The organism is Mycobacterium sp. GA-0227b (assembly GCF_001499855.1).
Taxonomy (GTDB): domain Bacteria; phylum Actinomycetota; class Actinomycetes; order Mycobacteriales; family Mycobacteriaceae; genus Mycobacterium.
The window spans coordinates 340,813-367,013 of record NZ_LQIK01000001.1; the positions used below are offsets into that span (position 1 = coordinate 340,813).

The 26,201-nt window shown below is 67.1% G+C and carries 23 protein-coding genes; 15 read left to right on the forward strand and 8 right to left on the reverse strand.

All coding sequences use genetic code 11. The features are described from left to right. Nucleotides 1-12: 12 nt before the first annotated feature. The 3 genes from AU185_RS01610 to AU185_RS01620 are packed head-to-tail and all read right to left on the reverse strand — an operon-like array spanning nt 13 to nt 1,766. On the reverse strand, nt 13-345 hold the full coding sequence (locus tag AU185_RS01610) for a GNAT family N-acetyltransferase (RefSeq protein ID WP_059100562.1): 333 nt from the start codon (nt 343-345) through the stop codon (nt 13-15). Nucleotides 346-352: 7 nt separating this feature from the next. Continuing rightward, the gene (locus AU185_RS01615; protein ID WP_059100563.1) at nt 353-1,330 is read right to left on the reverse strand and encodes a pirin family protein; all 978 of its coding nucleotides are present in this window, start codon (nt 1,328-1,330) and stop codon (nt 353-355) included. 16 nt (nt 1,331-1,346) lie between these two features. Further along, nucleotides 1,347-1,766 carry an EVE domain-containing protein gene (locus tag AU185_RS01620; RefSeq protein ID WP_059100564.1) on the reverse strand — a complete coding sequence of 140 codons (420 nt, stop codon included), beginning with the start codon at nt 1,764-1,766 and terminating at the stop codon, nt 1,347-1,349. A gap of 93 nt (nt 1,767-1,859) precedes the next feature. Here AU185_RS01620 and AU185_RS01625 point away from each other — a divergent pair, with 93 nt between their 5' ends. Further along, complete coding sequence (locus tag AU185_RS01625) at nt 1,860-3,428, forward strand: acyl-CoA carboxylase subunit beta (protein ID WP_059100565.1); 1,569 nt, start codon at nt 1,860-1,862, stop codon at nt 3,426-3,428. A 210-nt stretch (nt 3,429-3,638) separates the two neighbouring features. Here the strand turns inward: AU185_RS01625 and AU185_RS01630 are convergent, their stop codons facing one another. Beyond that, on the reverse strand, nt 3,639-3,929 hold the full coding sequence (locus AU185_RS01630; RefSeq protein WP_059100566.1) for a WhiB family transcriptional regulator: 291 nt from the start codon (nt 3,927-3,929) through the stop codon (nt 3,639-3,641). A 312-nt stretch (nt 3,930-4,241) separates the two neighbouring features. On the opposite strand from AU185_RS01630, the gene AU185_RS01635 reads away from it, so the two are divergent. Then, nucleotides 4,242-4,973: a hypothetical protein gene (locus tag AU185_RS01635; RefSeq protein WP_059100567.1), complete on the forward strand. Its 732-nt coding sequence runs from the start codon at nt 4,242-4,244 to the stop codon at nt 4,971-4,973. 10 nt (nt 4,974-4,983) lie between these two features. On the opposite strand, the gene AU185_RS01640 is transcribed toward AU185_RS01635, so the two are convergent. Then, the gene (locus AU185_RS01640) at nt 4,984-6,420 is read right to left on the reverse strand and encodes a MinD/ParA family ATP-binding protein (RefSeq protein WP_059100568.1); all 1,437 of its coding nucleotides are present in this window, start codon (nt 6,418-6,420) and stop codon (nt 4,984-4,986) included. 737 nt (nt 6,421-7,157) lie between these two features. Between AU185_RS01640 and AU185_RS01645 the strand changes: the two genes are divergently transcribed. The 13 genes from AU185_RS01645 (at nt 7,158) to AU185_RS01705 (ending at nt 21,887) form a co-directional block, all read left to right on the forward strand. Further along, the gene (locus AU185_RS01645) at nt 7,158-7,934 is read left to right on the forward strand and encodes an ESX secretion-associated protein EspG (RefSeq protein ID WP_172800139.1); all 777 of its coding nucleotides are present in this window, start codon (nt 7,158-7,160) and stop codon (nt 7,932-7,934) included. Then, nucleotides 7,924-8,379, forward strand: coding sequence for a secretion protein EspD (locus tag AU185_RS01650; protein ID WP_082683686.1), 456 nt, complete (start codon nt 7,924-7,926; stop codon nt 8,377-8,379). Before AU185_RS01645 ends, AU185_RS01650 begins: the two co-directional genes overlap by 11 nt. Further along, nucleotides 8,372-10,093: a type VII secretion AAA-ATPase EccA gene (gene eccA, locus AU185_RS01655; RefSeq protein WP_059100778.1), complete on the forward strand. Its 1,722-nt coding sequence runs from the start codon at nt 8,372-8,374 to the stop codon at nt 10,091-10,093. The genes AU185_RS01650 and eccA overlap by 8 nt, the downstream gene beginning before the upstream one ends. A gap of 2 nt (nt 10,094-10,095) precedes the next feature. Beyond that, entirely contained in the window at nt 10,096-11,577 is a 1,482-nt protein-coding gene (eccB, locus tag AU185_RS01660; protein ID WP_059100570.1) for a type VII secretion protein EccB, read from the forward strand. Next, complete coding sequence (gene eccCa / locus AU185_RS01665) at nt 11,574-13,808, forward strand: type VII secretion protein EccCa (RefSeq protein WP_059100571.1); 2,235 nt, start codon at nt 11,574-11,576, stop codon at nt 13,806-13,808. The genes eccB and eccCa overlap by 4 nt, the downstream gene beginning before the upstream one ends. Next, nucleotides 13,805-15,586: a type VII secretion protein EccCb gene (gene eccCb, locus AU185_RS01670; protein WP_059100572.1), complete on the forward strand. Its 1,782-nt coding sequence runs from the start codon at nt 13,805-13,807 to the stop codon at nt 15,584-15,586. Before eccCa ends, eccCb begins: the two co-directional genes overlap by 4 nt. Before the next feature lie 145 nt (nt 15,587-15,731). Next, complete coding sequence (locus AU185_RS01675) at nt 15,732-16,025, forward strand: PE family protein (protein WP_059100573.1); 294 nt, start codon at nt 15,732-15,734, stop codon at nt 16,023-16,025. Nucleotides 16,026-16,066: 41 nt separating this feature from the next. Then, on the forward strand, nt 16,067-17,368 hold the full coding sequence (locus AU185_RS01680; protein ID WP_231740366.1) for a PPE family protein: 1,302 nt from the start codon (nt 16,067-16,069) through the stop codon (nt 17,366-17,368). An 85-nt stretch (nt 17,369-17,453) separates the two neighbouring features. Beyond that, nucleotides 17,454-17,783, forward strand: a complete 330-nt coding sequence (locus AU185_RS01685) for a WXG100 family type VII secretion target (RefSeq protein WP_231740367.1) — start codon at nt 17,454-17,456, stop codon at nt 17,781-17,783. Between the two features lie 39 nt (nt 17,784-17,822). Beyond that, on the forward strand, nt 17,823-18,116 hold the full coding sequence (locus tag AU185_RS01690) for a WXG100 family type VII secretion target (protein ID WP_059100576.1): 294 nt from the start codon (nt 17,823-17,825) through the stop codon (nt 18,114-18,116). Between the two features lie 102 nt (nt 18,117-18,218). Further along, entirely contained in the window at nt 18,219-19,646 is a 1,428-nt protein-coding gene (locus AU185_RS01695) for a MinD/ParA family ATP-binding protein (RefSeq protein ID WP_059100577.1), read from the forward strand. Next, nucleotides 19,643-21,169, forward strand: coding sequence for a type VII secretion integral membrane protein EccD (gene eccD / locus AU185_RS01700; RefSeq protein ID WP_059100578.1), 1,527 nt, complete (start codon nt 19,643-19,645; stop codon nt 21,167-21,169). The genes AU185_RS01695 and eccD overlap by 4 nt, the downstream gene beginning before the upstream one ends. Nucleotides 21,170-21,176: 7 nt before the next feature. Further along, complete coding sequence (locus tag AU185_RS01705) at nt 21,177-21,887, forward strand: sensor domain-containing protein (protein ID WP_059100579.1); 711 nt, start codon at nt 21,177-21,179, stop codon at nt 21,885-21,887. Between the two features lie 44 nt (nt 21,888-21,931). On the opposite strand, the gene AU185_RS01710 is transcribed toward AU185_RS01705, so the two are convergent. The 3 genes from AU185_RS01710 to AU185_RS24495 form a co-directional block, all read right to left on the reverse strand. Further along, nucleotides 21,932-23,959, reverse strand: coding sequence for a serine/threonine-protein kinase (locus AU185_RS01710; protein ID WP_059100580.1), 2,028 nt, complete (start codon nt 23,957-23,959; stop codon nt 21,932-21,934). Nucleotides 23,960-24,037: 78 nt separating this feature from the next. Continuing rightward, on the reverse strand, nt 24,038-25,255 hold the full coding sequence (locus tag AU185_RS01715) for a DUF7373 family lipoprotein (protein WP_059100581.1): 1,218 nt from the start codon (nt 25,253-25,255) through the stop codon (nt 24,038-24,040). 113 nt (nt 25,256-25,368) lie between these two features. Then, entirely contained in the window at nt 25,369-26,112 is a 744-nt protein-coding gene (locus AU185_RS24495) for a sensor domain-containing protein (RefSeq protein WP_172800124.1), read from the reverse strand. Nucleotides 26,113-26,201 lie beyond the last annotated feature (89 nt).

Sequence of the window (26,201 nt, forward strand, 5' to 3'; positions counted from 1 at the left end):
CGGCTGGCGGCTTCAGCGATTCGCCAGCCAGCGCTTGACGTCCCGCGTCACCGGATCGACGATGTCGGCGAACTCCTGGTGCTTGTCGAGGTAGGCGGCCACCATCGGGCACACCGCGACGATGCGTTGCCCGGCGTCGCGGGTGTCTTGCAGCGCCTCGCCGATCAGGATGGTGGCCAAGCCGCGTCCCTCGAACTCGCCGTCCACCTCGGTGTGGGGGAAGATGCGCTGGCCATCGTGGTCGATGAACTCGGTCAGACCCACCCTCTTGCCCTCGACGGAGATGGTGTATCGGTCGGATTCGGCGGTGACTGCGGTGGGCGCGCCGGTCTTGTCGGTCGTCATGGTTCTTCTATACCCCCGGGTTGGGCCGCGGACGCAACGTCACGTTGGGCAGGGGAGGAGCGGGTAGGCGCGCGACCGTCCCGCGGTAACCGTGCACCGCGCCGAACCGGTCATCGCCCGCCTCCCATTGCCTGCGGTATGTCGCGATGTCGTCGTGGTTGCGACCGACGAAGTTCCACCACATCACCAGCTCTTCGGGAAACGGTGGACCACCCAGCAGCAGGAACCGGGCCGGACCCGATCCGGCATTGGCCACGCTCAACCGGTCGTTGCCGGCGCCCTGGAAAGCGAGGTCGGCGACGTTGAGCGCCGCACCGGCGACCGATATCGCGCCGTGGTCGAGCAGCACACCGTGTTCGAAGTCCGGGTTCACCGCCAGCGTCAGGTTCGCGCCGGGGTCCAGGTCGACCTGCGCACCGAGCAGCGGCGTGAATGTGTGCACGGGCGAGTGCTGGCCCGCGAGCTCGCCGAGGAAGACCCGCAGCGTTGCACCGCCGAGCGTGTGGGGCGTCGGCACGAAGTGCGCGAAATCGCGAGCGGTGTCGCGCGCCTCGTCGGGCAGCGCCACCCACAACTGCACACCGTGCAACAGCGTGGCGGCCGACCGGGTGGAGGAGACCGACACCTCGGAGTGAGCGATGCCGGCGCCGGCCGTCATCAGGTTGAGCTCACCGGGCCGCACCATCGCGTGCACGCCCGCGCTGTCGCGATGCTCGACCTCCCCGCTGAACAACCAGCTGACTGTTTGCAGTCCGGTGTGCGGGTGCGGTGGAACGTCCATCCCTCCGCCGGTGCGCACATCGTGCGGACCGTAATGGTCGACGAAGCACCACGCCCCGATCAGCGATCGCTCCCGCTGCGGCAGCGTCCGTCGCACCCTGATGGCCCGCGGCCCGCCCAACGGCACTTCCCGCGGATGCAGGACGCCGGCGAACGGCGATGCCGCGCAGGCGACTTCGGCCGGTGCAGGCTCGGTGTTGCTCACCTGGACACAGTAGGCCTCAACCCCGGCCGATCATCGCCGAACGGATTACCTCCAGGTCATCGTCGTCGATCCTGAACACCCCGAACCGAAACTTGTATCCCCAGTGGGTCTTGTCCTCGATGAACTTCAGCTGCTCGATGAGCGGGCGGATCGGCGTTTCGGCGCAGTCGAGGAAATCGACGTTGCGCCGCCACGGTTCGAAGTCGGGCGACACCCGATCCTGGTAGGGCTCGTCGTCGGCGATCTGTCCGATTGCGGTGAACGCCTGCAGTGGCGGACCGTCGGGATACACCGTGCGCGGGGAATAGAAGACGATCCAGTCCCCGCGCGTCATCTTTCGCAACATGGTCGGCTTGCCGTGGTTTGCCTGCGTGAAGCGGCCACGGACGCCGAGTTCGACGTGGTCGCGGCTCACTGTGTTTATCCAGTTCGTCATGCCCGCACGCTAAGCGCGGCGGCCGACAGTCCGGGCGTGCGAGCGCACGGCCTGTGGATAACTCCCGGGTGGTGGTGATTAGCATCGGACGCCGTGAGTGACGACTCGCTGCGCGACGACCACGCCGAACTGTTGCGGCGCCGCGAGCTCACCGAGGACACGGCCCGGCCCGAGGCCGTCGAGCGCAGGCATGCGGCGAACGCCCGCACCGCGCGGGAGAACATCGCCGACCTCGTCGACGAAGGGTCGTTCGTCGAATACGGCCGCTTCACCATCGCTGCGCAGCGGCATCGCCGCGACCTCGACGACCTGATCGCGCGCACGCCGGCCGACGGCCTGGTCGCAGGCACCGCACGAATCAACGGGCACCTCTTCGGAAATGACCGCAGCGCCTGCGCGGTGCTGTCCTACGACTACACCGTGCTGGCCGGGACGCAGGGCGCGCTGGGCCATCGCAAGAAGGACCGGCTCTTCGAGCTGATCGAGCGGATGCGCCTGCCGACGGTGTTCTTCGCCGAGGGCGGCGGCGGGCGCCCGGGCGACACCGACATCCCGGTCGTCTCGGCGCTCGACGCGCGCGCGTTCAAGCTGTGGGCGGCACTGTCGGGTGTGGTGCCGCGGATCGCTGTCGTCAACGGCCGCTGCTTCGCGGGCAACGCCGTCATCGCCGGGTGCTCGGACCTGATCGTGGCGACGGAGGGCACGTCGATCGGCATGGGCGGTCCGGCGATGATCGCCGGCGGGGGACTCGGCGACGTGCCGCCCGACGAAGTCGGACCGATCAGCATGCAGGCGCCCAACGGCGTGGTCGACGTCGTCGTCGCGGACGAGGCCGAGGCGGTCGCGGTGACCAAACGGTTGCTCGGATATTTCCAGGGCACCACCGGGCCCGCCCAGGCCGCCGACCAAAGTCGTTTGCGCTCAATGGTTCCCGAGCGTGCCCGCCGGGCATATCAGGTAGCGCCGGTGATCGAGACGCTGGCCGACCAGGGGTCGGTGACGTTCCTGCGCACCCGATTCGCTCCGGAAATGGTGACGGCGTTGGCGCGTCTCGACGGTCGCGCGGTCGGCATCATCGCCAACAACACCATCGTGATGGCCGGTGCGATCACCGCCGCGGCGGCCGACAAGGCGGCCCGCTTCCTGCAACTGTGCGACGCGTTCGGGCTGCCGGTCGTCTCGCTGGTCGACTGTCCGGGGTACATGGTGGGACCGGCGGCCGAATCCGAGGCGCTGGTGCGCCGCGCGTCCCGGATGCTCGTGGCGGGCGCCGCGCTGGAGGTTCCGCTGATAGCGGTGATACTGCGCCGCGGATATGGCCTGGGTGCCCAGGCGATGACCGGTGGGAGCCTGCACGAGCCCGTCCTCACGGTGGCCTGGCCGGGTGCTCATCTGGGACCGATGGGGCTGGAGGGCGCGGTCCGGTTGGGCATGCGCAAGGAGCTCGACGCGATCGCCGACGACGCCGAACGCGAGGAACGCGTCCGCCAGGCGACGGCGGTAGCGCAGGAGAATGCCAAGGCGCTCAACGCCGCTCAGCTGTTCGAGATCGACGATGTGATCGATCCGGCGGAAACGCGCGACGTCATCATCAACACGCTGACCGCGGCCACCGCGCACGCACATCGTCGCGCCGGCCGACGGTTTGTCGACACCTGGTAGCCAGACCTGACGGCTGGCGAAGTAGGGGGACGGTGCCGCCTGCGCCTCTCGGCGAGTGGTCGCTCGCAGCGACAGATGTGATTGGGGCCCGGGGCATGCCCGGCACCGTCGCATGAGTCAACCACCCGCTGCGGCGCCTTATTCCGGTACGACAGCGGGTGTCGGCCGCCCGCCGCCGAGCCCCCGATCCGGCGGCGGACGAGCCGACGGTCAGGCAGACTCTGCGTACGCTCGACGCTCACGCACCGGATAACCGTTGCGTTCCGCCAACGACTTCAGCTGCCGTAGAGCAAACGTCCGGCCGCGTCCGGCCTCGGGCACGAAGATTCCCGCCCAGAGGCCCTCGGCGCGCGGCAGTTCGCAGGCTTCGCGGGCGCAGAGCCAACGCCGCGGGCAAGCGCGGCAGATCGCCTTGGCCTCCTCGTCGGCCGACGTGGTCCACCGCTCCGGATCCCGGGTGCAAGCCCCGACGGGGATTTCGTCCCATTCCGAAGTGTTCATCAGTCTCGCTCCTTGTGCGGTGTCGGCGGCGAACCTGCCGCGGTGGTGAAAACGTAGCGCACAAACCGTAGCGATGCAACAGTTCATCCCAATCCAACGGCACTTGTGATGCGCCTAGCAATCGTTAACGCAGGTAGAGTGGAATTCGCTTTGATCGAAAACGTAGCGTTGATGAGGTTTCTGCGACTGCAGAACCACAGCGTCGAGACGTCTTTGCTTCGCCACGCCAAGCCCAAGCCGTAGCACCGGGTGTAACGATGGCTACGATTACGGGGCCGTTCCGCCCCGCCCGCCCATGAGGATCGCCGCGCCATGACCCACCCGGAGTCGATCGACCAATCGATCGAGGCGCCCGATCCCGGCATGGCCCGGGCAGGTGCGGCGGCCGCGGCGCGGCGTCGCGAACTCAACATCAGCCAGCGCAGCCTCGCCGCCGACGGCATCATCAACGCCGGCGCGCTGATCGCGTTCGAGAAGGGCAGGAGTTGGCCGCGGGAGCGCACCCGAGCAAAGCTCGAGGAGGTGCTTCAGTGGCCGCCGGGCGCGATCGCGCGAATCCGCCAAGGCGAACCGGTCGACGGCGACGACCGTACGCCGCCGCCCCCGCCCGCCGACGAGGTGCCGCTGATAGCGCAAGCGGTGATCACGGCCGTGAGCACCTTCGACTCGGCGATCGCGGCGCTGCCCGCGCAGGACGATTTGGAGTTCGGACCGAAGGTGACGAAGATCCTGGCCGACCTGCGCCAGCTGGAGGCCGTCGCCGCACGGGCGACACGAATCAGCAAGGTCACCCCGCCGCTGATCAAGGCGTTGAGCGCGGTCCGGACGCGGTACGACACGCTGATGTTGCGGGCGGCGCGGGGTCCGCAACCGACGCTCGGCCAGCGGCTCTACGCCGCCCGTCGCGGTGCGAACCTGACGATCTCCGAAACCGCGCAAGCCGCTGGGGTGTCCGACGACGACGTGATCCACGTCGAAGCCGAACAGGCGGTGTCCGCGGCGGCCGCCGAGGCGATCGAGGTGCTCGTCCGCGAACTCGCCTGAGAGGGCGACGTCAGTACCGCTCCCGACTGCGGTCGTCGCTGGCCGGAAAGTGCTCGGCCAGCGCGGCGGCGATCTCGAGGAACCGACGCCGCGTCGCCGCGGTCATCTCTGATGTCCCGTTGATGACGCCACCGGGTCGCAGGTGCCCGTCGAACGGCACCTCGATCACCTTCTGGCCCTGCCCCGAAAACTGTTGCGCCAGAATCGAACGCGTTCGCTTGTCGGCGTGCCCGTCCGAGTCGTTGAGGACGATGACCGTGCGCTCGAGCAGCCGCGTCAGCCCCCGCGCGGCCAACCAGTCCAACGTCTGGCCCGCCGCCGCGGCGCCGTCAACCCACGGCGAAGACACCACGATCAATGCGTCCAGGTCGCGGAGGGCCTCCTGGGTGACCGGCGCGTCCATCGTCGAACTGCAGTCGATGATCGAGATCGTGAAGTGGCGGTCCAACCGGGAGGTGGCTTCCCGGTAGATGGCCGGATCGAGCACGCGGCGGCGGGCGGGGGTGGCCTCTCCGGCGAGTACGAACAAGCCGGCGGCGTTGTTGCCCACCCGGCTGCGGACGTCGGCGAAGGTCTCCAGATGCTGGTCGGACGCGAGCTCCCAGTACGAGCCCTGCGCCTTGGGATCGACTCGGCTGCCGAGCTTGCCGAATGCGGTGTCGGCGTCGATGGCGACCACCCGGTCGTCCTGGCGCAGTTCGGCGAACACCGAGCCGATGCTGGCCGAGACCGTCGTCTTGCCGACCCCACCCTTGCCCATCACACCGATCTTGAAGTGGCCCCGCAGCGGCCCCCGGATCGTGGCTTCCATCTCGGCCTGCCGGATCTCGTCCGGACCCGGCCCGAGGTTCACCAGTCCGAAAGTGGCCCGGTACAGAACGAACCGCCAACCCCGGCTGGGCGGAACCCGGCGCGGGGGAACCAGTTCGTCGGCCCTGATCCGCTCGGCATACGAGCCGGTCGTCGGCGGAGTCGTCGGCCGACCGTCCGGACCGTATCCGCCACCCGGCCACTGGCCGGATAACGGCGCCTGCTGCTGCGGCGGCGGGGGAGCCGGCCGCTGAGGTGGGCGAGGCGGCGTCGGCCTGGTGGCCGGCGGCTGACCCCAGGCGGCTGGATCGGGACGGCCGCCGGTGGGCACGGGCCCGGTGTCGCGCGGAGACCCTGGCGGCGGCCCGAACCGGGAGGGCGACTGACGGAAGCTGACACCAGACCGTTCCGGCGCTTGGAATCCCGGTGGAGGTTCCGGCGACGGCGCAGCGCGGGGGAGATCGTCGTCACGGGTTTCATGCGGCTCGGGAGCGGGATAGTCGACGGGCGGCCGCGGCGCCACCGGCGAATGCGGGGGAGTCACCGGATCGGGGTCGGGGTCCGAGGGCTCGTAGTCGGTCTTTTCGGGGCCCGTCCAGCCGAGTTCTTTCCGCAATGCGTCATCGCGGTCGGTCACTGCGATCTCCTCCGGATGTCGGTGCGTCGGCCCCCTCCACAAGTATCAACTACCCAGCCAGGCGGCCTCTCGAGCGTGCCGCATGCTGCCGTGGCCAGGTAACAGCAAACACAGTCGCGGTGGTTGCGGCGACGGTCGAAGCGCTCTTCGAGCCACGGCACCAACAGCGAGAAAGCTCGGAAGCGGCCCCCGGAGAGCCCCACAGCCGCACGTGATGTCGTTGCACGGCCAACGTCGGCCAGACCGACGACAATTTTTGCTGTATCCGGTGTCTATCCTCTCTGACGATGATTTGACGTTCGCCATCAGCGCATCATGGCGGACCTCGGTGCCCTCCGGCGGAGGGCAAAATTGGTGACATGGGCGGCCCTGAAGCGCTGGTACGCTGACGTGCGGCAAAGGGGTTTGCGGACACGAATCACTGCGATGCGGGCGTGAACCGCGGCAAAGAAGCGGCGGACAACGCGTGGTGGATCCGGCCGACGAGCCTCGCGGCGATGGGTTCGCGCACCGAAATCGGTGAAGCGCGGCCCTCCGTTGGCGGTTAGGTTGGTGCGGGTATTCACCCGGGCCGCCGGCCGGGCTGCCAACGACGAGAAGTAAAGGAGCGATGGATCCATGTCCGGCGAAGACCTGTGCGCCACCACCGCCCACCTTTGCGTTCTGGCGGATCGGCCGTGAGCCCCGACGCTACGCACATCGACGACGTCGTCGGCGTCGAGGTCACGATCGACGGCATGCTGGTGATCGCAGACCGGCTCGGGCTGACGGAGTTTCCGACCGCGCTGGGAATCCGGCTCAACATTCCGCAGCCCGATCTGCGTGACCGGGTGTGGGAGCAGGTGGCCCGGGACCTGACCGAGCAGGCTGTGCTCGACGTTTTCGGCCAACCGCACCCCGAGGTGGCGGCCATGGTCGACACCCTGAGTAGGGCCGACCGGACGCTGGAAGCCCGATGGTGGCGGCGCGACGTGGGCGGGAAGATGGTGCGTTTCGTCGTCTGCCGCAAGGGCGATCGGCATGTCGTCGCGGCTCGTGACGGTGACATGTTGGTGCTGCAGCGGATCGCCCCGCAGGTCGGGCTCGCGGGCATGGTGACGACGGTGCTGGGCCCTGCGACGGCGGCCGACGTGGAACCCCTGACGGGCGTCGCCAGCAAATTGGCCGAATGCCGGGAAGCAAACCAGCTCGCGGCCTATGGGCTCGCGCCGACCTCCGCGCGCGCGTATGCCGACATCATCGCCGAGCCCGAGAGCTGGGTGGAGATCACCGCGATCGAACGCCATCCCGGCGGCACCTTCACCCAGGCCGATGTCGCGGCCGGGGTGCTCGATTCGAAGCACGGGCGGATCGTGTCGATTCCGCGACGGGTCAGTGGCGAACTGTACGGAAGCTTCCTGCCGGGGACTACCGAGAATCTGCAGCGGGCGCTCGACGGGCTGATCGAATTCCTGCCCTCGGGCACCTGGTTCGAGCAGACCGCGGACAGTGAGGAAGGCGTCCATGGCGAGTGAGACGCCTCCGGAAGGGTTCGACTCCTTCATTCGCGGCGAGGATCCGACGGACTCGGTCCTTGACGCATTGGCGATCTACTCGCCGGGCGAACCCGTCGAAACCGAAACCACGGACCCCGTCTTCACCGTGACCAACCCGCCGGGCACGGTCGCCGTCAGCACGTTCCTCGACGGCCGGGTCAGCCAGATCGAACTGTCGCCGAAGGCCGCCGAGCTGACTGAAGCCGACCTCGCTGCCGAAGTCGTGGTCATCGCCGGCCTGGCGACCCGAGAGGCGAAGTCGGCCCAGCACGCGATGATGCTCGAGGGAATGCGGGAACAGGGCCACGACGACGCGGCGACCCGCGACTTCCTGACCCGCGATCTTGATCTGCCCAGCCCGGAACAGGCCCGGGCCGAACGCGCACGGGTGTTCGCGACAAGATATGCGGGTGACGATGACTGAGCACCTCGCCAGCCTGTTCGGAAGCGCGGTCGGCATGCTGCCCAGCGCGCCCGCGCGCTCGTTCGAGATCTTCACCGAGATCACCACTCTGGACGAATCCGCCTGCGACGCCTGGGTGGGTCGCATCCGCTGCGGAGACACCGACCGGGTCACCCTTTTTCGGGCCTGGTATTCCCGCGCCAACTTCGGCCAACTCGCCGGCTCCGCCGAAATCTCGATGAACAGCGTGAACGCGCGGGTCCCGATCGGGGGGCAGTTCGGGGACATCACCTACCCGGTCAACTCCCCGTTGGCCATCGCGATGGGTTTCGCGGTGAACGAGGCGTCGGTCGGCAATTACGCCGACGCGATGGAGGCACTCGAGGACCTGCCGTCCGCCGGAGCCGAGCACCTGGTCGCCTGGGTCAAGGCCGTTGTCTACGGTGCGGCCGGGCGCTGGACCGATGTGATCGAGCAGGTTCGCGGGGCAGCGGGCTGGCCCGACAAGTTCCTCGCGGCCGCGGCAGGTGTGGCGCACGGCGTCGCCGCGGCCAACCTCGGGCTGTTCACGGAGGCCGAGCGGCGCCTGACCGAGTCGAACTCCTCGCCCGCAGGAGAAGCATGCGCACCCGCGATCGCGTGGTTTCTGGCGATGACCCGGCGCAGCCAGGGCAACGAAGAGGCCGCGGTGGCGCTGCTGGAATGGCTGCAGGCCACCCATCCGGAGCCGAAAGTCACTGAAGCGCTACGTGATCCGTCGTACCGGCTGACCACGACCACCGCGGAGAAGATCGCCGCTCGCAAAGACCCTTGGGACCCGACGAGCGTGGAGGCCGACACCGCCGGTCGTGACCGGCTACTGGCCGAGGCGCAGGCCGAATTGGAGCGCCAGATCGGGCTGACCCGGGTCAAGGAGCAGATCGAGGCGTACCGCGCCGCAACACAGATGGCCAAGATCCGCGCGGCGCGAGGCATGAAGGTTGCGCAGGCGTCGAAGCACATGATCTTCGCCGGACCGCCCGGCACCGGGAAGACGACGATCGCCCGCGTGGTGGCCAGCATCCTCGCCGGCCTCGGGGTGATCAGCGAGCCGAAACTCGTCGAGTCCTCGCGCAAAGACTTCGTCGCGGAGTACGAAGGGCAGTCGGCGGTCAAGACGAGCCGGACCATCGACCGCGCGATCGGCGGCGTGCTGTTCATCGACGAGGCCTACACCTTGGTGCAGGAACGCGACGGCCGCGCCGACCCGTTCGGCACCGAGGCGCTGGACACGCTGCTGGCCCGGATGGAGAACGACCGCGACCGCCTGGTGGTCATCATCGCCGGCTACAGCGCCGACATCGACCGCCTACTGGAGTCCAACGACGGCCTTCGGTCGCGTTTCGCGACCCGCATCGAGTTCGACTCCTACACCCCCGACGAGATCGTCGAAATCGGCAAAGTCATTGCAAAGGCGAATGATTCGGCGCTGGACGAGGAGGCGGCGAAGCGGGTCCTGGAAGCCGCCACGCTGCTGAGCCAGCGGACGCTGAACGGCAAACCCGCCCTCGACATCGCCGGCAACGGCCGTTACGCCCGCCAGCTCGTCGAGGCGGGTGAACAGAACCGGGACATGCGGCTGGCCCGTTCGCTCGACGTCGACAGCCTCGACGTCGAACAGCTCAGCGAGATCAACGGTGAGGACATGGCCGCCGCCATCGCCGCGGTCCACGGACGTCTGAGCATCGGCGAGTAGGCATGGCGGGTTTCCGGCTCACCACCAAGGTGCAGGTCAGCGGGTGGCGCTTCCTGCTGCGGCGCGTGGAGCACGCGATCGTGCGACGGGACACCCGGATGTTCGACGACCCGCTGCAGTTCTACAGCCGCGCCGTGTCCGCCGGCGTCGTCATCGCGGTACTGATCTGTCTGGGCGCCGCGCTGTTGGCGTACTTCAAGCCGCTCGGAAAGCGCAGCGGCGACACCCTTCTCGTCGACCGCAGCACCAACCAGCTCTATGTCGTGCTCCCGGACAGCGGCCAGTTGCGCCCGGTGTACAACCTGACTTCCGCGCGGCTCGTTCTCGGGAACTCGGGAACACCGTCGGCGGTGAAATCCGATGAGCTCAACCGGATGCCGAAGGGTCAGCCCGTCGGAATACCCGGAGCCCCTTACGCAACACCGGTCGGCAGCGCGAGCTCGATGTGGACGCTGTGTGACACGGTGACCAAACCGGAGAGCGTGGCCCCGATCGTAGAGACCTCGGCCATCGTGCGACCCCTGGTGACCGACGCCTCGGTGGGGCCGATGCGTGCCATGGAGGGCATCTTGGTGACCTACGAGAACGAAAGCTGGTTGGTCACCGAAAGCGGCAGGCACGACATCGATCTCGCCGATCGCGCGATAACGTCGGCGGTCGGGATTCCGGTCACCGCCAAGGCGACGCCGATCTCCGAGGGACTGTTCAACGCGTTGCCCAACGCAGGTCCGTGGCGGCTGCCCGTGATCCCCTCCTCGGGCGCGCCGAATTCGCTTGGCTTACCGCCGAATCTCGTGATCGGCTCGGTGTTCAAGGCGCTCACAGAGGATGGCAACCAACATTTCGTGGTACTCCCCGACGGCGTCGCCCGGATCAACGACACCACCGCCGCGGCTATCCGTGCCACCAACTCGTTCGGTCTCGTCACACCGCCTGCGGTGGAGGCGAGCGTGGTCGCGAGAATCCCCGAGCACGTGTTCGCCTCACCGTTGCCCGCCGAGCCGCTGAACATTCTGTTGCGTGGGGACGCCCCCACGCTGTGCTGGTCCTGGCGGCGCGAACCGGGTGATCAGGCGCCGAAGACGACGGTGATCGCCGGCCGCCACCTGCCGATCCCGGCGTCGGCGATGAACACCGGGATCAAGCAGATCGGCGGCGACGCAACGGTTTACATCGAGGGTGGGCAGTACATCCGGTTGCAGTCGCCCGATCCGCGGTACGGCGAGAGCCTGTATTACGTCGACCCGCAGGGCGTGCGCTACGGGCTACCCAACGAGGACACCGGGAACGTGCTCGGGCTCAGCGGGCCGGTGACCGCACCGTGGCAGGTGGTCGGCCTTCTCGTTGACGGACCGGTGCTGTCGAGGGAGGCGGCCCTCGTCGAACACGACACCCTGCCGCCAGACCCCAACCCGCGCAAGGTCGGCGACGGCACCGCAGGTGCGGCGCAGCCGGCCACGTCCCAGACCGGAGGCGGCGGATGACGACAAAGAAATTCACCCCGATCATCAAGCGGGGACCGCGGCTGACGCCGGGTGAAGTCAACGTCGCGCCGCCCGACGACCTCGGTGTCGAGATCCCGCCGTCGGGCATTCAGAAGGCGCTGCCCTGGGTGATGGGCGGCGGCATGCTCGGAATGATCGCGATCATGATCTTCACCGGCATTCGGCAGCTTTCGCCATACATGCTGATGATGCCGCTGATGATGATCATGGCCACGGTCGGGTTCATGGCGGGTGGTGGGCCCGGCGGCAAGCGGGTGCCCGAAATCAACGCCGACCGTAAGGAGTACCTGCGCTATCTGTCCGGGCTGCGTACCCGGGTCACGTCGTCGGCAGCGGCGCAGGTGACGTTCTTCAACTATCACGCGCCACACCCGGCGGACCTGTTGTCGATCATCGGCACGAACCGGCAGTGGTCCCGGCAGACCAACGCCGACTTCTACACCGCCACCCGGGTGGGGCTGGGCGCCGAACCCGCGGTCGACCGGCTGCTCAAGCCGGCCGTCGGTGGCGAGCTGGCGGGCCCGCAGGGAGCGCCGCAGCCGCACCTGGAGCCGGTGAGTCACATGTGGGTGACGAAGTTCCTTCGCACGCACGGACTGATCCACGATTGCCCGAAGCTGTTGCAGCTACGGACTTTTCCCACCATTGCCGTCGGCGGCGATCCCGCGGGCGCCGCGGGCTTGCTGACCGCCATGATCTGCCACCTCGCGGTCTTCCATCCGCCAGACCTGCTGCAGATGCGGGTGCTCACCGACAACCCCGAGGACCCGAACTGGGCGTGGCTCAAGTGGTTGCCGCATGTGCAGCATCAGACCGACACCGACGCGGCGGGTCCGACCCGGATGATCTTCACCCGTCCCGACGGTCTGAGCGACCTCACCGCCCGCGGTCCCCACACCGCGGACGCGGCGCCGAGCGGACCCTACGTCGTCGTCTTCGACCTCACCGGCGGCAAGGCCGGTTTCCCGGTCGACGGTCGGGCCGGCGTCACGGTGATCACGCTCGGCAACCATCGCGGCTCGGCGTACCGGATCCGGGTCGCCACTGACGGCACCGCCGACGATCGGCTGCCCAACCAGACGTTCAGGCTGATCACCTCCGCGGTCGACCACATGACACCCGGACAGGCCGGTCGCGTCGCGCGGAAACTGGCCGGCTGGTCGATCACCGGCACGATCATCGACAAGAGCGTGCGGGTGCAGAAGAAGGTCGCCACCGAATGGCATCAACTGGTCGGGGCGCAGACGATCGAGGAAGTCACCCCGGCGCGGTGGCGGATGTTCAGCGACACCGACCGCGACCGGTTGCGGATCCCGTTCGGTCACGAGCTCAAGACCGGCGACATCATGCACCTGGACATCAAGGAGGGCGCGGAGTTCGGTGCCGGTCCGCACGGGATGTTGATCGGCACAACGGGTTCCGGTAAATCCGAGTTTCTCCGGACGTTGATCCTGTCGCTGGCCGCCACGCACCATCCGGATCAGGTCAACCTCCTGCTCACCGACTTCAAGGGCGGCTCGACGTTCCTCGGCATGGAGAAACTGCCGCACACCGCGGCGGTGGTCACCAACATGGAGGAGGAGGCAGAACTGGTCAGCCGCATGGGCGAGGTGCTGTCCGGCGAACTGGACCGACGGCAGTCGATCCTGCGGCAGGCGGGAATGCAGGTCGGCGCGGCCGGTGCGCTGTCCGGTGTGGCCGAGTACGAGAAGCACCGGGAACGCGGGGCCGACCTCCCGCCGCTGCCAACACTTTTCGTGGTGGTCGACGAATTCGCCGAGCTGTTGCAGAACCACCCGGACTTCATCGGTTTGTTCGACCGCATCTGCCGCGTCGGCCGGTCGCTGCGCGTACACCTGCTGCTCGCGACGCAGTCGCTGAACACCGGCGGGGTGCGTATCGACAAGCTCGAGCCCAACCTCACCTACCGGATCGCATTGCGCACCACCAGTTCCGCCGAATCCAAGGCGGTGATCGGAACACCGGAGGCGCAGTACATCACCAACAAGGAAAGCGGCGTCGGGTTCCTGCGCGTCGGCATGGAGGACCCGGTCAAGTTCCAGGCCGTCTACACTGGTGTGCCCTATGCGCCGACGGCTGCACAACACGACGACGGCGAATCCAAGCCGCGGACCAACGGTCAGAGGCGCCCGCAGATCCGTCCGTTCACCGCGGCGCCGATCCTCGACGCGACGGCGGTGACATCGTGAGCGTCCAATCCGAGCAGCGCGTGCTACGCGAGGTGGTCCTCGACCAGCTGACCACCGGCGAGACCCGGGCCTATCGAATGTGGTTGCCGCCGTTGGCCGATCCCACTCCGGTCAACGAGTTGATCGCGAACGACCACCAGCGCCAGCCGCTGCGCTTCGGGCTCGGCATCATGGACGAGCCGCGCCGGCACCGCCAGGAGGTGTGGGGCATCGACGTGTCGGCGGCCGGCGGCAACATCGCCGTCGGCGGGGCGCCGCAGACCGGTAAGTCCACCTTCCTACAGACGCTCGTGCTTTCGGCTTCCGCATCGCACACCCCGCGACAGGTCCAGTTCTACTGCATCGACCTCGGCGGCGGCGGCCTGTTGTACCTAGAGGACCTGCCGCACGTCGGTGGCGTCGCGACCCGGTCGGAGCCCGACCGCGTCAACCGCGTCGTCGCCGAGATGAAAGCCGTTCTGCGCCAGCGGGAAGCGCTGTTCAAGCAGTACCGTGTCGGCTCGATGGCCGCGTACCGCGAGCTGCGTGAGGACGTCAATCATCCGCTGGCGGCCGATCCATTCGGCGACGTGTTTCTCGTGATCGACGGCTGGCCGGCCTTCGTGGCGGAATTTCCCGATCTCGAGTCGGTCGTGCAGGACCTCGCCGGGCAGGGCCTGCAATTCGGTGTGCACACCGTGATCTCGACGCCGCGGTGGACCGAGCTCAAGTCACGCGTGCGCGACTACCTCGGCACCAAGGTCGAGTTCCGGCTCGGCGACGTGAACGAGACCCAGATCGACCGCATCACAAGGGAGATCCCGGCCAACCGGCCCGGTCGGGCGGTCTCGATGGAGAAACATCATCTGATGATGGGCGTACCACGGCTCGACGGCGTGCACAGCGCGGACAACCTTGTCGCCGCGATGTCGGAGGCGGTCGCGGCGATCACCGCCCGTCACACCGATCAGGCGCCGAAGGTTCGTGTCCTGCCCGACCGCATCTACCTGCACGACCTTGATCCGAACCCGCCCGGCCCGGACGCCGACTACCGGACCCGGTGGACGATCCCGCTCGGCCTTCGCGAATCCGACATGGGCGTCGCCTACAACCACATGTACCTGACCCCGCACCAGTTGATCTTCGGGGCGCCCAAGTCGGGCAAGACGCGCATCGCGCACGCGGTGGCGCAGGCCATCTGTGCGCGCAACAGCCCGGATCAGGTGCGGTTCATGCTTGCCGACTACCGATCCGGTCTGCTCGACGCGGTGCCGCAAAGCCATCTGCTCAAGGCGGGCGCGGTCAACCGGAACCAGTCGACGCTGGAGGTATCGATCCAGGCGTTGGCCGGCAACCTGCGGAAGCGGCTGCCGCCGCCGGACCTCACCACCGCGCAATTACGGTCCCGGTCTTGGTGGAGTGGGCCCGACATCGTGCTGTTGGTGGACGACTGGCACATGATCGTCGCCGCGGCAGGCTTGGCGCCGCCGATGGCCCCGTTGTTCCCGCTGTTGCCTGCGGCCGCCGACATCGGTCTGCACCTCATCGTGACGTGTCAGATAAGTCAGGCGCACCGCGCCACCATGGACAAGTTTGTCGGTGCCGCATACGGGGCGGGGACGCCCACCATGTTCTTGTCCGGTGAGAAGAACGATTTTCCGTCACGGGAGATCATCGTTAAGAAGCGGCCTCCTGGCCAGGCGTTTCTCGTCACTCCCGACGGCAAAGAGGTGATCCAGGCGGCCTACGTGGATCAACCGGAAGAAGAAGTGTCGGCAGCACCCCTCAGACCCGGTTAGGATATACCGAGACGCCACAGCAAACATCGAGGTTAGGCGCCAGCAAACGGGACCGGGGGAAGATTCCTCAGCCGTCGGCAATCGCTGTTTGCTCTTGTACAAATCAATATCTAGTGCATTCAAAACACACCAGGAGATACCGCAAATGCAACCCATGACGCATAACCCCGCGGCCGTCGCAATCGGTGCCCAGGTAGTTGCAAATGGCACCCGCGGTTTGGCCGCCGGCACGACGGCTTCGGCAGCGGTGACCGCCCTAGTTCCCGCGGGAGCCGAGGAAGTCTCCGCCCTGGCAGCGGCGGCGTTCGCCAGCGAAGGTGTCGAAACGCTGTTGCAGAACACGTTCGCCCAGGAAGAGTTGGCCCGGGCTGGCGCTGCGTACATCGAGGCCGCGGGCACATATGCCGCGGTCGACGGCGCCAACGCTGCCACCTTCTGACCAAATCGTCCGTTCAAGGACAGGTCGAGGAAGCCAAGAAGATGTACTCGTGGCATGGAATGCCGCCAGAGATCAACACCGCGCGGCTGATGGCGGGCGCCGGTCCGGCGCCGATGCTGCAGGCTGCCGCTGGGTGGGAGGCTTTCGCGATTTCGCTGGAAACACAGGCCGACGAATTGGCTGCAAGCCTGGCCAACCTGGCGTCAATGTGGACGGGTGCAGCAAGCGAGCGTGCCGTTGCTGCAACCATGCCGATGATTGTCTGGCTAAGGACAGTGAGTGCTCAGGCGCAAAAGCGGGCGTTGCAGGCGACGGCACAGGCGAACTCTTACAGCCTCGCGATGGCCACCACGCCTCCTCTCATGGAGATCGTGGCGAACCACGTCACCCGCGCCGTCCTGCATGCCACGAACTTCCTGGGAGTCAATACCGTCCCGATCGGAATCAACGAGTTCGACTACTTCGTCCGGATGTGGAATCAGGCGGCCGGGGCAATGGACGTCTACCAGGCAGAGACGGCGCTGAACATCATGTTCGAGCCGATCATGCCGATGAAACCGATCGTCATCCCGGGCGTAGGTGAGGCGGGCGCCGCCAGCGCGATCGGGCAGGCGGCAGGCAGGGCCGTCGCGGGTGCTGCACGCAACGCGGTGATCGCCAAGGTCAGCGCGTGGGGCAAGGTCGAGACGGCGCGCCTGTCGGCCGGGAGCGCGGTTGCAAACGCCGACTCGGCCGCTCAGCGTGCGCAGGGTCAGGTCCAGAAGACGGAGAACGCCGCCCAACAGGCGGGCCGGCAACAGACGATGCAGCAGGGCATGCAACAAGGCATGCAGATGGGCATGCAGATGGCGTCGCAATTGGGCTCGACCCTTGGTCAGCTCCCGCAGCAGGGCATGCAGATGGTCAGTCAGCCCATGCAGCAGCTGACGCAGCCGTTGCAGCAGGTGACTTCAATGTTCAGTCAGCTGGGCAGCGTAGGAAGCGACAAGGCACAGATCGGCCTGATCGGAGCCAGCCCCTTCTCCAACCACCCGTTGGCGGGCGGATCCGGCGCGGCCTCGGGGGCGGGCCTGGTGCGCGCGGCTTCTCTCCCCGGCGCGGGCGGCATCGGAGCCCAGACACCACTGATGGCGAATCTGATCGGCGAGACGAAGCCTGTCGCGGTGGCACCGGGCGCTGCAGCGGGCGGAAGCGCAGCGGGGTTGGCACCCGTCGGCGCGGGCGGCATGGGCCCGATGGGAGCGATGGGCCAGCGCGGCACCAGTGGCGGTAGCAAGCAGGGTCTCAACGCGCCGCGCGTGTTGCCGCAAGACCTCGGTGAAGACGAGGGCGACGACTGGTAACCAAAAGACTTCCTGGCCACTCGGTCAGGAGCGACACTCGCCATTCTCGTGGTGAGGACACAAGAAGAAGAGAAGGAAGCAAATCATGTCAAATCCAGCAGGAATGGAAACAGACGCTGCTGTCCTCGCCCAAGAGGCCGGCAACTTTGAGCGAATCGCGGCTGAGCTCAAGACCGTGATGGGCCAGGTCGAAGCCACCGCGGGTGCCCTCAAAGCGAACCTCGACTCACCGGAGGCAGGTGTTGCCGCCCAGGCCGCGCTGACGCGGTACCACGAGGCGCAGAACCAGCAAACGACTCTGTTGGACGAGATCAGCATAAACATCCACCAGTCAGGCGTCGAGTACACCTCGACTGACTCGGACCAGGCCGCCAACCTCCAGAGCACCATGGCCAACATGGACATCAACCACTAGGCCCCTCAACCACAGCAACTACCAGGAAAGGAAATAACGATGAGCGGACCAATGAGATACAACTTCGGTGGAATCGAAGGCGACGCAGGCGAACTCGCGGGGGCTGTCGCTCAGGTGCAAGGACTGCTCGCTGAGGGCAAGGGGTCGCTCACGGCGCTTCAGTCCGTGTGGGGCGGCAGCGGTTCCGACGCTTACCAGCAGTTGCAGATGCGCTGGGACGCCTCTTCTGAGGAGTTGAATGACGCGCTCAAGAATCTGGGCCTGGCTGTTAGTGAGGCCGGACATACGATGGCTCACGCGGACTCCACCATCGCTGGCCGTTTCGGCGGCTAGCAGGGCGACCACGTAGACGGGCGAATGGGCCCTCAGCTAGGCGATCGGCCTATTCGCCCGTCTCGTGCACAATTACCCAAATCGATTGTTCGAGAGGTACCCATGTCGGCCGACTATGACCGGCTCTTCCATTCCGCGGATGCCGCGACCACGACCGAAGAGGACACCGTGACGGTGGACCGCGAGATCGTCGCGGCCGCCGACGGCAAGCCCACGCCCAGCGGGCCGGCGCACGCCGAGGCGCTACCGCCCATGCCCACCGGCCAGGGCCACAGCGAGCTGACATCGCCCACGATGCCTGTCGGCCAAACCAAGGCTGCGCCGGCGCCCCCGCCCGGGCAGACCGAGGTCACCACGCAGATGCCGCCCGCGCGTTCAACAGCGCCGCCGCTTCCGGCGAACGGGATGATGCGCACGCCGCAGGCCCACAACATGCCCGCCGGTGCTCGATACGAACAGCCCCGGCCGTCGCCGGCGCCGGCACCGCGGCACGCGCCTTCCCCCGCCCCGAGCCAGCACTTCGCCGAAGTGCAGGCCGACAAGAACGGCGCCTTCGGCAGCGCCGCGCCGGCACAGACATCGGCGGCCACGATCGGCAATCACCGCGCGATCGACGCCCTGTCCCACGTCGGGGTCAAGTCCGCGGTGAAGATGCCGTCGCAGCGGGGCTGGCGGCATCTGCTGTACGTGCTGACCCGGATCAACCTCGGGCTGTCGCCCGATGAGCTCTACGAGATGGAGCTGCACACCCGGATCCGCCGCAACGCCCGCGACTCCTACCAGATCGGCATCTTCGGCCTCAAGGGCGGCGTCGGCAAGACCGCCGTCACCGTGGCACTCGGATCAGCGCTGAGCAAGGTGCGCGGCGATCGGATCCTGGCCATCGACGCCGATCCCGACGGCGGCAATCTCGGCGACCGGGCGGGACGCCAGTCCGCCGCCACCGTCGCCGATCTGCTTGCCGACAAGGAACTGGCCCGCTACAACGACATTCGCGCATACACGAGCATGAACGCCGCCAACCTCGAAGTGCTCTCGAGCGAGGACTACAGCGGGGCACGCCGCGAATTCAACGACGAGGACTGGAAGGGCGTGACGGGCATCGTGTCGCGCTACTACAACCTCGTGCTCGCCGACTGCGGGGCCGGACTGTTCCAGCCCGCGGCCCGTGGTGTCCTGTCCACGGTGTCGGGTCTGGTCATTGTCGCCAGTGCGTCAATCGACGGTGCACGACAAGCGGCGATGACCATGGATTGGTTGCGCCAGAACGGATATCAGGATCTGCTCGGCCGTTCGTGCGTGGTGATCAACCACGTCGTCCCGGGCAAGCCGAACATCGACGTCGAAGATCTGGTCGCGCAGTTCGAGCGCCATGTCCCGCCGGGCCGGGTCATCGTCCTGCCGTTCGACAAGCACATCGCTGCGGGCACCGAGATCCAACTCGACCTGTTGGGCAAGACGTTCCGGCGCCGGGTCGTCGAGTTGGCTGCCGCGCTGTCCGACGACTTCGACAGGCTCGAACGGCGTTGACCTCCACCGCCGCAGCAGCATCCACGTCGAGCGTCACGCCCGGCCGGCCGTCGACCACGCGGGTCACGATCCTCACCGGCAGGCGGATGACCGATTTGGTGCTGCCCGCGGCGGCGCCGATCGAGACCTACATCGATGAGACGGTCTCGGTGCTGGCCGAACTTCTCGAAGACACACCGAAAGACGTACTGGCCGGGTTTGATTTCTCGGCGCAGGGCGTGTGGGCGTTCGCCAGGCCCGGTGCCCCGCCGCTGAAATTCAACGAGTCCTTGGACGACGCAGGGGTCGTCGACGGGTCGCTGCTGACCCTGGTCTCGGTGAGCCGCACCGAGCGGTACCGCCCCCTTGTCGAGGATGTCATCGACGCCATCGCAGTGCTCGACGAGTCGCCGGAGTTCGACCGGACCGCGCTGAATCGCTTTGTCGGCGTTGCTATCCCGCTGGTGGCGCTCGTCGTGACGGTGATGGCGCTGGTGGCGTGGACGCGGGCAGGCCACGACTGGTGGTGGTCCGCGGCCCTTGGCGTGCTGGGTTTGGGTCTGCTCGTCGGCAGCGCGCTGGCTACCAACCGCTACCAGAACCTCGACATGTCGGAATGCCTGCTGGCGGCGTCGATACCGACGCTCGCCGGTGCGGTTGCGCTGGCCGTACCGTTACCCCGCGGGGTCGATTCGCTTGGGGCACCGCAGATCGCGGGAGCGGCCGCCGTTGTGCTGCTGTTGACGTTGGCAACGCGCGGCGGACCTCGCCGGCGAGCGGAGTTCGCCTCCTTCACTGCGGTCACAGCGGTCGCGGCGACGGCCGCGGCGATCGCCTACGGCTACGGATGGCAGTACTGGGTGCCGACGGGTGCGATCGCGTTCGGCCTCATCGTCGTCACCAACGCGGCGAAGCTCACGGTCGCTGTGGCCCGGATCGCGCTGCCGCCCATTCCGGCGCCGGGCGAGACGGTTTCCAACGACGAACTGCTGGATCCGGTGACAACCTCTGGGACGGATGAGGAGTCACCGACCTGGCAAGCCATCATCGCCTCCGTACCGGATTCCGCGGCGCGCCTGCACGAGCGCAGCCAGTTGGCCAAGCGCCTGCTGATCGGGTTCGTCACGGCCGGAGTGCTAGTGTTGTCCGTCGGCGCCATCGCCGTTGTGGTGCAGGGACATTTCTTCGTGCACAGCATGATCGTGGCGGGTCTCGTCACCGCGATCTGCGCCTTCCGTTCTCGGCTTTACGCCGAGCGTTGGTGTGCGTGGGCGCTCCTGGGCTCGGTCGTCCTCATTCCGACCGGCGTGATGATCCGGCTCTGTCTCTGGTACCCGGACTCGGCGTGGCTGGTGCTGGCGGGCTACGTCGCCGCCGCGATCATCGCGCTGATCGTCGTCGGGGCAACCGCGGGGGTGCGCCGGGTCTCACCGGTGACCAAGCGCATCCTCGAACTGCTCGACGGTGCCGCCATCGCCGCCGTGATCCCGATGCTGCTGTGGATCGCCAGCGTCTACGACCTCTTGCGCAACTTGCGCTTCTAGGTTTCTCGTGCGTCTCGTGTTCGGTTGCCTGGTCGCATGTTTGGTGTGCTCGGCGTGCGGAAATGTCGTCGACGGCAGTGCCCATCCGGCCGCCGACCTGGGCACCTCAACAGCGACCACCACGTCAGCTGGGCCTGTGGTGATACCTGCGACGGGGGTTGAAGCCAATCTGCTCAAGCGCAGCGAGCTGGAAGCCATCGTGGGCGACACCGACATGACTGAGGTCGAGTCCTACACCGGTCCCGACACCACGACCCAAGGGTTCGAGCCTCGCGAATGTCTGAACCGCGCGGGGGTCGCCACCGCCCTGGGATACGTCGGCGAAGAGGACCAGGCGATTGTCGGCAACACGAACCAGGGCGCCAACGGGCGAATCGCCGCACAGGTCATCAGTGTGTGGGAGAACCACCACGAGCCTCGCAACCTCCTCGCCTCGACTGCACGGGGATGGGCACTTTGCCGCGACGGTCAGCCATTCACCGTTGTGGCCCCATACGGCGAGCGCGGCCAGTACTGGGTGGCCGGACAGATCAGCACCATGGGTGAATCCCGGGTCAGCACAGTCATTGAGCGTCAGGAGCCACCAGGTTGGACTTGTCACCACCTCGTCGCGATTCAGGCCAACATCGCAGTGGAGACTGCGGCCTGCGGTGAGGGTGATACCGCGGCACAGGCCAGTGAGATCGCCGACCGCATCCTGGCGCGGTTTCCGCGCTGATCGAGTCGTACCCCGAGTCGCCAAGAACCTCGACCGGACGGGGCCTATCGCACCTCGCGGGCCAGCTTCGGCGCGAAATTGGCGTCGAGATACCGGCTTGCGAGATAACCCCCCGGGCCAGTCAATGCGGCGATAGTGTCCGCATCGTCCACGATGACCATCGTTCCTTGATAGCCGATAAAAGGCCTTGGCAGGCCGTCGAACCCGCCGCCGCCGGCGTTGCTGTCGGTGCGGACGACGACGAGAACGTCGGTTTCAATGCGGTAGACAGCGCTCGCGTCGGGCATGGGACGGATGTCACCTGTGTCGGTAGCAGCACGGGCGAGATCTTGGCTGTAGCGCAGTCCAAGCGCTTCGAGGTAGTTGGCGGCTGTGGACGGTGTGAGTATCTCCGACACACCCGTATCTGCATTGATCAGAGCCTCAACGGATTTCCCGACCCACGAAGCATTCTGGTTCTTCAGATCGTCCTGCTGCGAACGCACTTCGCTGATGAGGTCCTTGGCCTTTGCTTCGTAGCCGAGGATCTCGCCGATCCAGGTCAGCCGGTTCTGCCATGTCCATTGTTCCGCGGCTTGGTCACTGGGCCTTGTCAGCGTCGGTGCAATGGCGGCGAGTTTGTCATAGGTGGCTTGGTCGATCGGGCCGGTGGCGATGATGACGTCGGGGCGGGCGTCGGCGACCGCGGCGGTGTTGGTGAATCCGCTCAGTACGGTCGGATCGCCGGTGACGGCAGACTGTTCCCAGCTGGGCAGCGCACTGCTGGATGAGCCGATCACGACAGGTTGGACACCCAGGGACAGCACGGCATCGCCGTCACCGGGACCGATCGCTGCCACCCGTTGGGGCCGGGCGGTGAGCTCGGTGGCGCCGTATTCGTGGGTGAACGTCTGCGCCTGGTAGGCCGGTTCGTCCGGCCCTCGATTCCACAGCATCACTGCGCCGGCAACGACCGCGACAACGACGACAGCGATACCGGCAGCGATGAGTGTGCGCCTACGGCGGCGGTTGAGTCCGCCGACTCCGGCCGGGCCTGGCTGTGCAGCCTGCGTCGGGGACTGGTGCTGAGCGGCGCCCCACCCACTCGGATAAGTGATGGCGTCCGCGGCGTGCAGGGGTCCGGGGGGCCCCAGGTACGCCGGCGGCGGACCGCTGGGCTGGCCCCCGGTAGGTACCGATGGCGTCCACTCGGTGGGCAGGCGCGGCGCAGTGGGTGTGGTCCTCAATTGCACCGTGGTGTCATCGAGAGCCGCGGCCGCTGCTGCGGCAAGGTCACTGGCGGTTTGGAAGCGATGGTTCGGGTCCTTGGCCATCGCTTTGGCGATGACGGCGTCGATTGCCGTGGGCGCGTGGGGTATCCGCTCGGTGACCTTTGGCGGTGGCGACGACAAATGACCGGCTATCGTCGCCCCCACATCGGCGCCGGGGCGTGCGAACGGGGTCTGACCGGTGAGCATCGTGTACAGGCTGCACCCCAGAGCGTAGATATCAGCGCGGTGGTCGGCGGGTTCGCCGGTGAGTGTTTCGGGTGCGGCGTAGGCGATAGAGGCCATCACCATTCCGGTCTGCGTCAGCCCGGCTGCATCGTCGCTTCGCTTGGCGATTCCGAAGTCCGCCAGGAAAATCCGCTGATCGTTGGCCGCCAGCAGGAAGTTAGCGGGCTTGACGTCGCGGTGAAGTAGACCGCGCTGATGGGCGTAGTCGAGGGCATCGGCGACCGCTGCGGTGATGCGCAGCGCGCGCACCGGGGTCATGCGTCCTGCCTTCAGCTCGCGGTACGCGTCGCTACCAGCGACATACTGCATGGCGATCCAGAGGTGTCCATCGGGGGTTTCACCCCGGTTGTAGACCGACACGATATGGGGGTGATCCAGCGTTGCGGCCAAGTCGGCCTCGCGAAGGAACCGGTCACGGAAATGCTTGTCGAGAGACAAGTCTGATGACAACACCTTGAGGGCGTCCGAGCGTGGCAACGTCGGATGGGCGGCGCGGTAGACGGTGCCCATGCCACCCCTGCCAAGCACCGCTTCTATGCGGTAGCCGGCCACCACCGATCCCACGTCGAGCGCCATCTGTGTTTGAACCTCGCTATGTTCCGTTCAGCGTGACTGCGGTCGGGCAGACGAATCCCGGCCAGGAGGCGGGCCGGTTCATGGCGCCATCAGCATGGTGTATTGCGCGGCGGTCAGCTGGTGGACATCGGTCAGCTGTGCCGAGGTCGATTCGATGAAGTACCGGTCGGCGACGGCGAGGCACGTGAGGTAGGAACCTGACGGCTCATCGCGTTGGATACAGCGCGAACCGGGCATGTTCGGCACCGCCGCGGCCGGACGGCCCTCAGCGCCTGTCAACTCGGCCGCGAACTGCTCGAGCAACTTCGCTGCGGCCCCTTCATCCCGAACCCGATACACCGAGGCTTTCCCCCTGGACCACACATCCATGCCCGTCTCGGCGAACAGCTTCGTCGAATCCAGCGGCAGCGACTGGAAGTGCAGAGCGGCGTGCGGCCCGTATACCTGGTTCAGACCGACAGGCGAATTGTCGGCGGTCTCGGGGACAGTGCGGGCCAGGAGCCCGCTCTCGTCGACAGCAAGATTGGCAAGCTCCGGTACTGCGGTGGGCACGAACGAGTCGATCGCCGGGATCTGTTGATCCAGCGTCCTGGCGACCATGTCGGCGGTCGGGCCGACCCCGTCAAAGGTGTCCGCGGACTGGACGAGCACGAACGGTCCGCGCGCCGTGTAGGCATTGACGCTGGTTTCCGGGGTGCTCGAGCCTGGCGGAGTTGTTGCGTACGTGGAGGCGCGGGTCTGGGGATGATTGCGGACAGCTACCGGCTGCGCTTGAGGCAGGTACTCCGCGAGGCCGGGCTGCAGTGCGAGGTCGCCGAATTCAGCCGCCGCTGCGGCCGCTGACTCGGGATTCGGGAAGCGCAGTACTGCGTTGACCAGACTCACACGATCGGGCTCGGTGCGCCGGGCTGAGGAGAATCCGGTGACGAAGTTGTGCTTGCCTGCGGCTGCGGCGAACTGCTTGAGCAGAAGCATCTGAAGCGCCGCGGCGTCCTTGAAGATGACGGTCGGCATGACCCAGTGCGTGAGTGAGGGGTCGACCTCCCACGGCCCGACGACGTGCTCGGCCATCCGCGCAGCCTCGATCAGCCCACCCTGGTATTGGGTACCAGCGGTGCCGGTGGCAGGCGCGGGCTTGGTGGGGTAATTGCCGGTGTCGAGAAGCGCCACGTCAACTCCCGTCGGCGGGGGCTCGCCGTGTGGCCGCTGCGCCGTTCCATCCACCACCGAGGTGCACGCCGTGGCGGTCAGGATCGCGACTGCGCCTGCCAACATGCCGCGCGGGAAGAACCTCATATGCCCGTACATTAGCGGTACGCGGGCCGGACGATGCGCCCGATCGGGTCGCCGAAACCCCAAGCCGCGGTACTCCCTTGTGAGGAGCCGCACCGAGAGACTGGTAACGGCGGCTATCCGGGCAGTTTGGCCAGAATGCGATCGGTGAGCGTGTTGGCGGGGGCCTTGCTGTCCCCATCGGTGCAGACCACGACGTCGACCAGCACGTTGGCCCGGTGCGCGACCACGTGGTGGCAGTTGCGGGGCAGCCCGTCGCGCTGGAAGGTCGTGCCTATCCGGTCAGGCCCCTTGGTGATCGGATAGGGCACCCACCGCTGATTGTTGGTGGGATCGAGCTCGATGAAAAAGATGTCGCCGTCAGGGCAGTTGCCCCACTCGTGCTCGATCGTCCACATCGCCCCGCCCTGACCGGCGATACCGGTGATATCGGCAGGATCCTCAAAGACGGCGACCATCTGGGTGACAGCCTGTCCGTGGGCACCGCGATTGGCATTGCCCACCAAGGCCGGCTTCTTCGCCCACACTCCGGTTTCGCCGGCCAACGCACGGGATCTGCACGCCCACGGCTCGATCGTCACGTTCGACCGCTGCGGTCGGTTGTAGGCCTGCGTTTCGACGAGATCGGTGTCACCGATGATGTCGCCGAGTTCGCTGCGTTTGAGCAGCAAGTCGGCGCCCGCGGTCGTCGGCACCAGTGTCGGCGCCGGCCCTCCGGCGGTCGAGGTGACTGGAGGCGGCGCTGATGAAGTTGTCGTCCCGGAACCTTCGTCCGGGCCGGCATCACCCTCGACGGTCGACGAGCACCCGGCCAGCGCCACCAAAGCACACACCGTCACGCCCACTTGGATTGACCGCATTGCGGTGATCTCCTTCCAATGACTCGGGCCTCTATCCGGGTGCCGACCTCCGCTCACCGGATCGGAACGCCGGGATCCGGACAACGCTG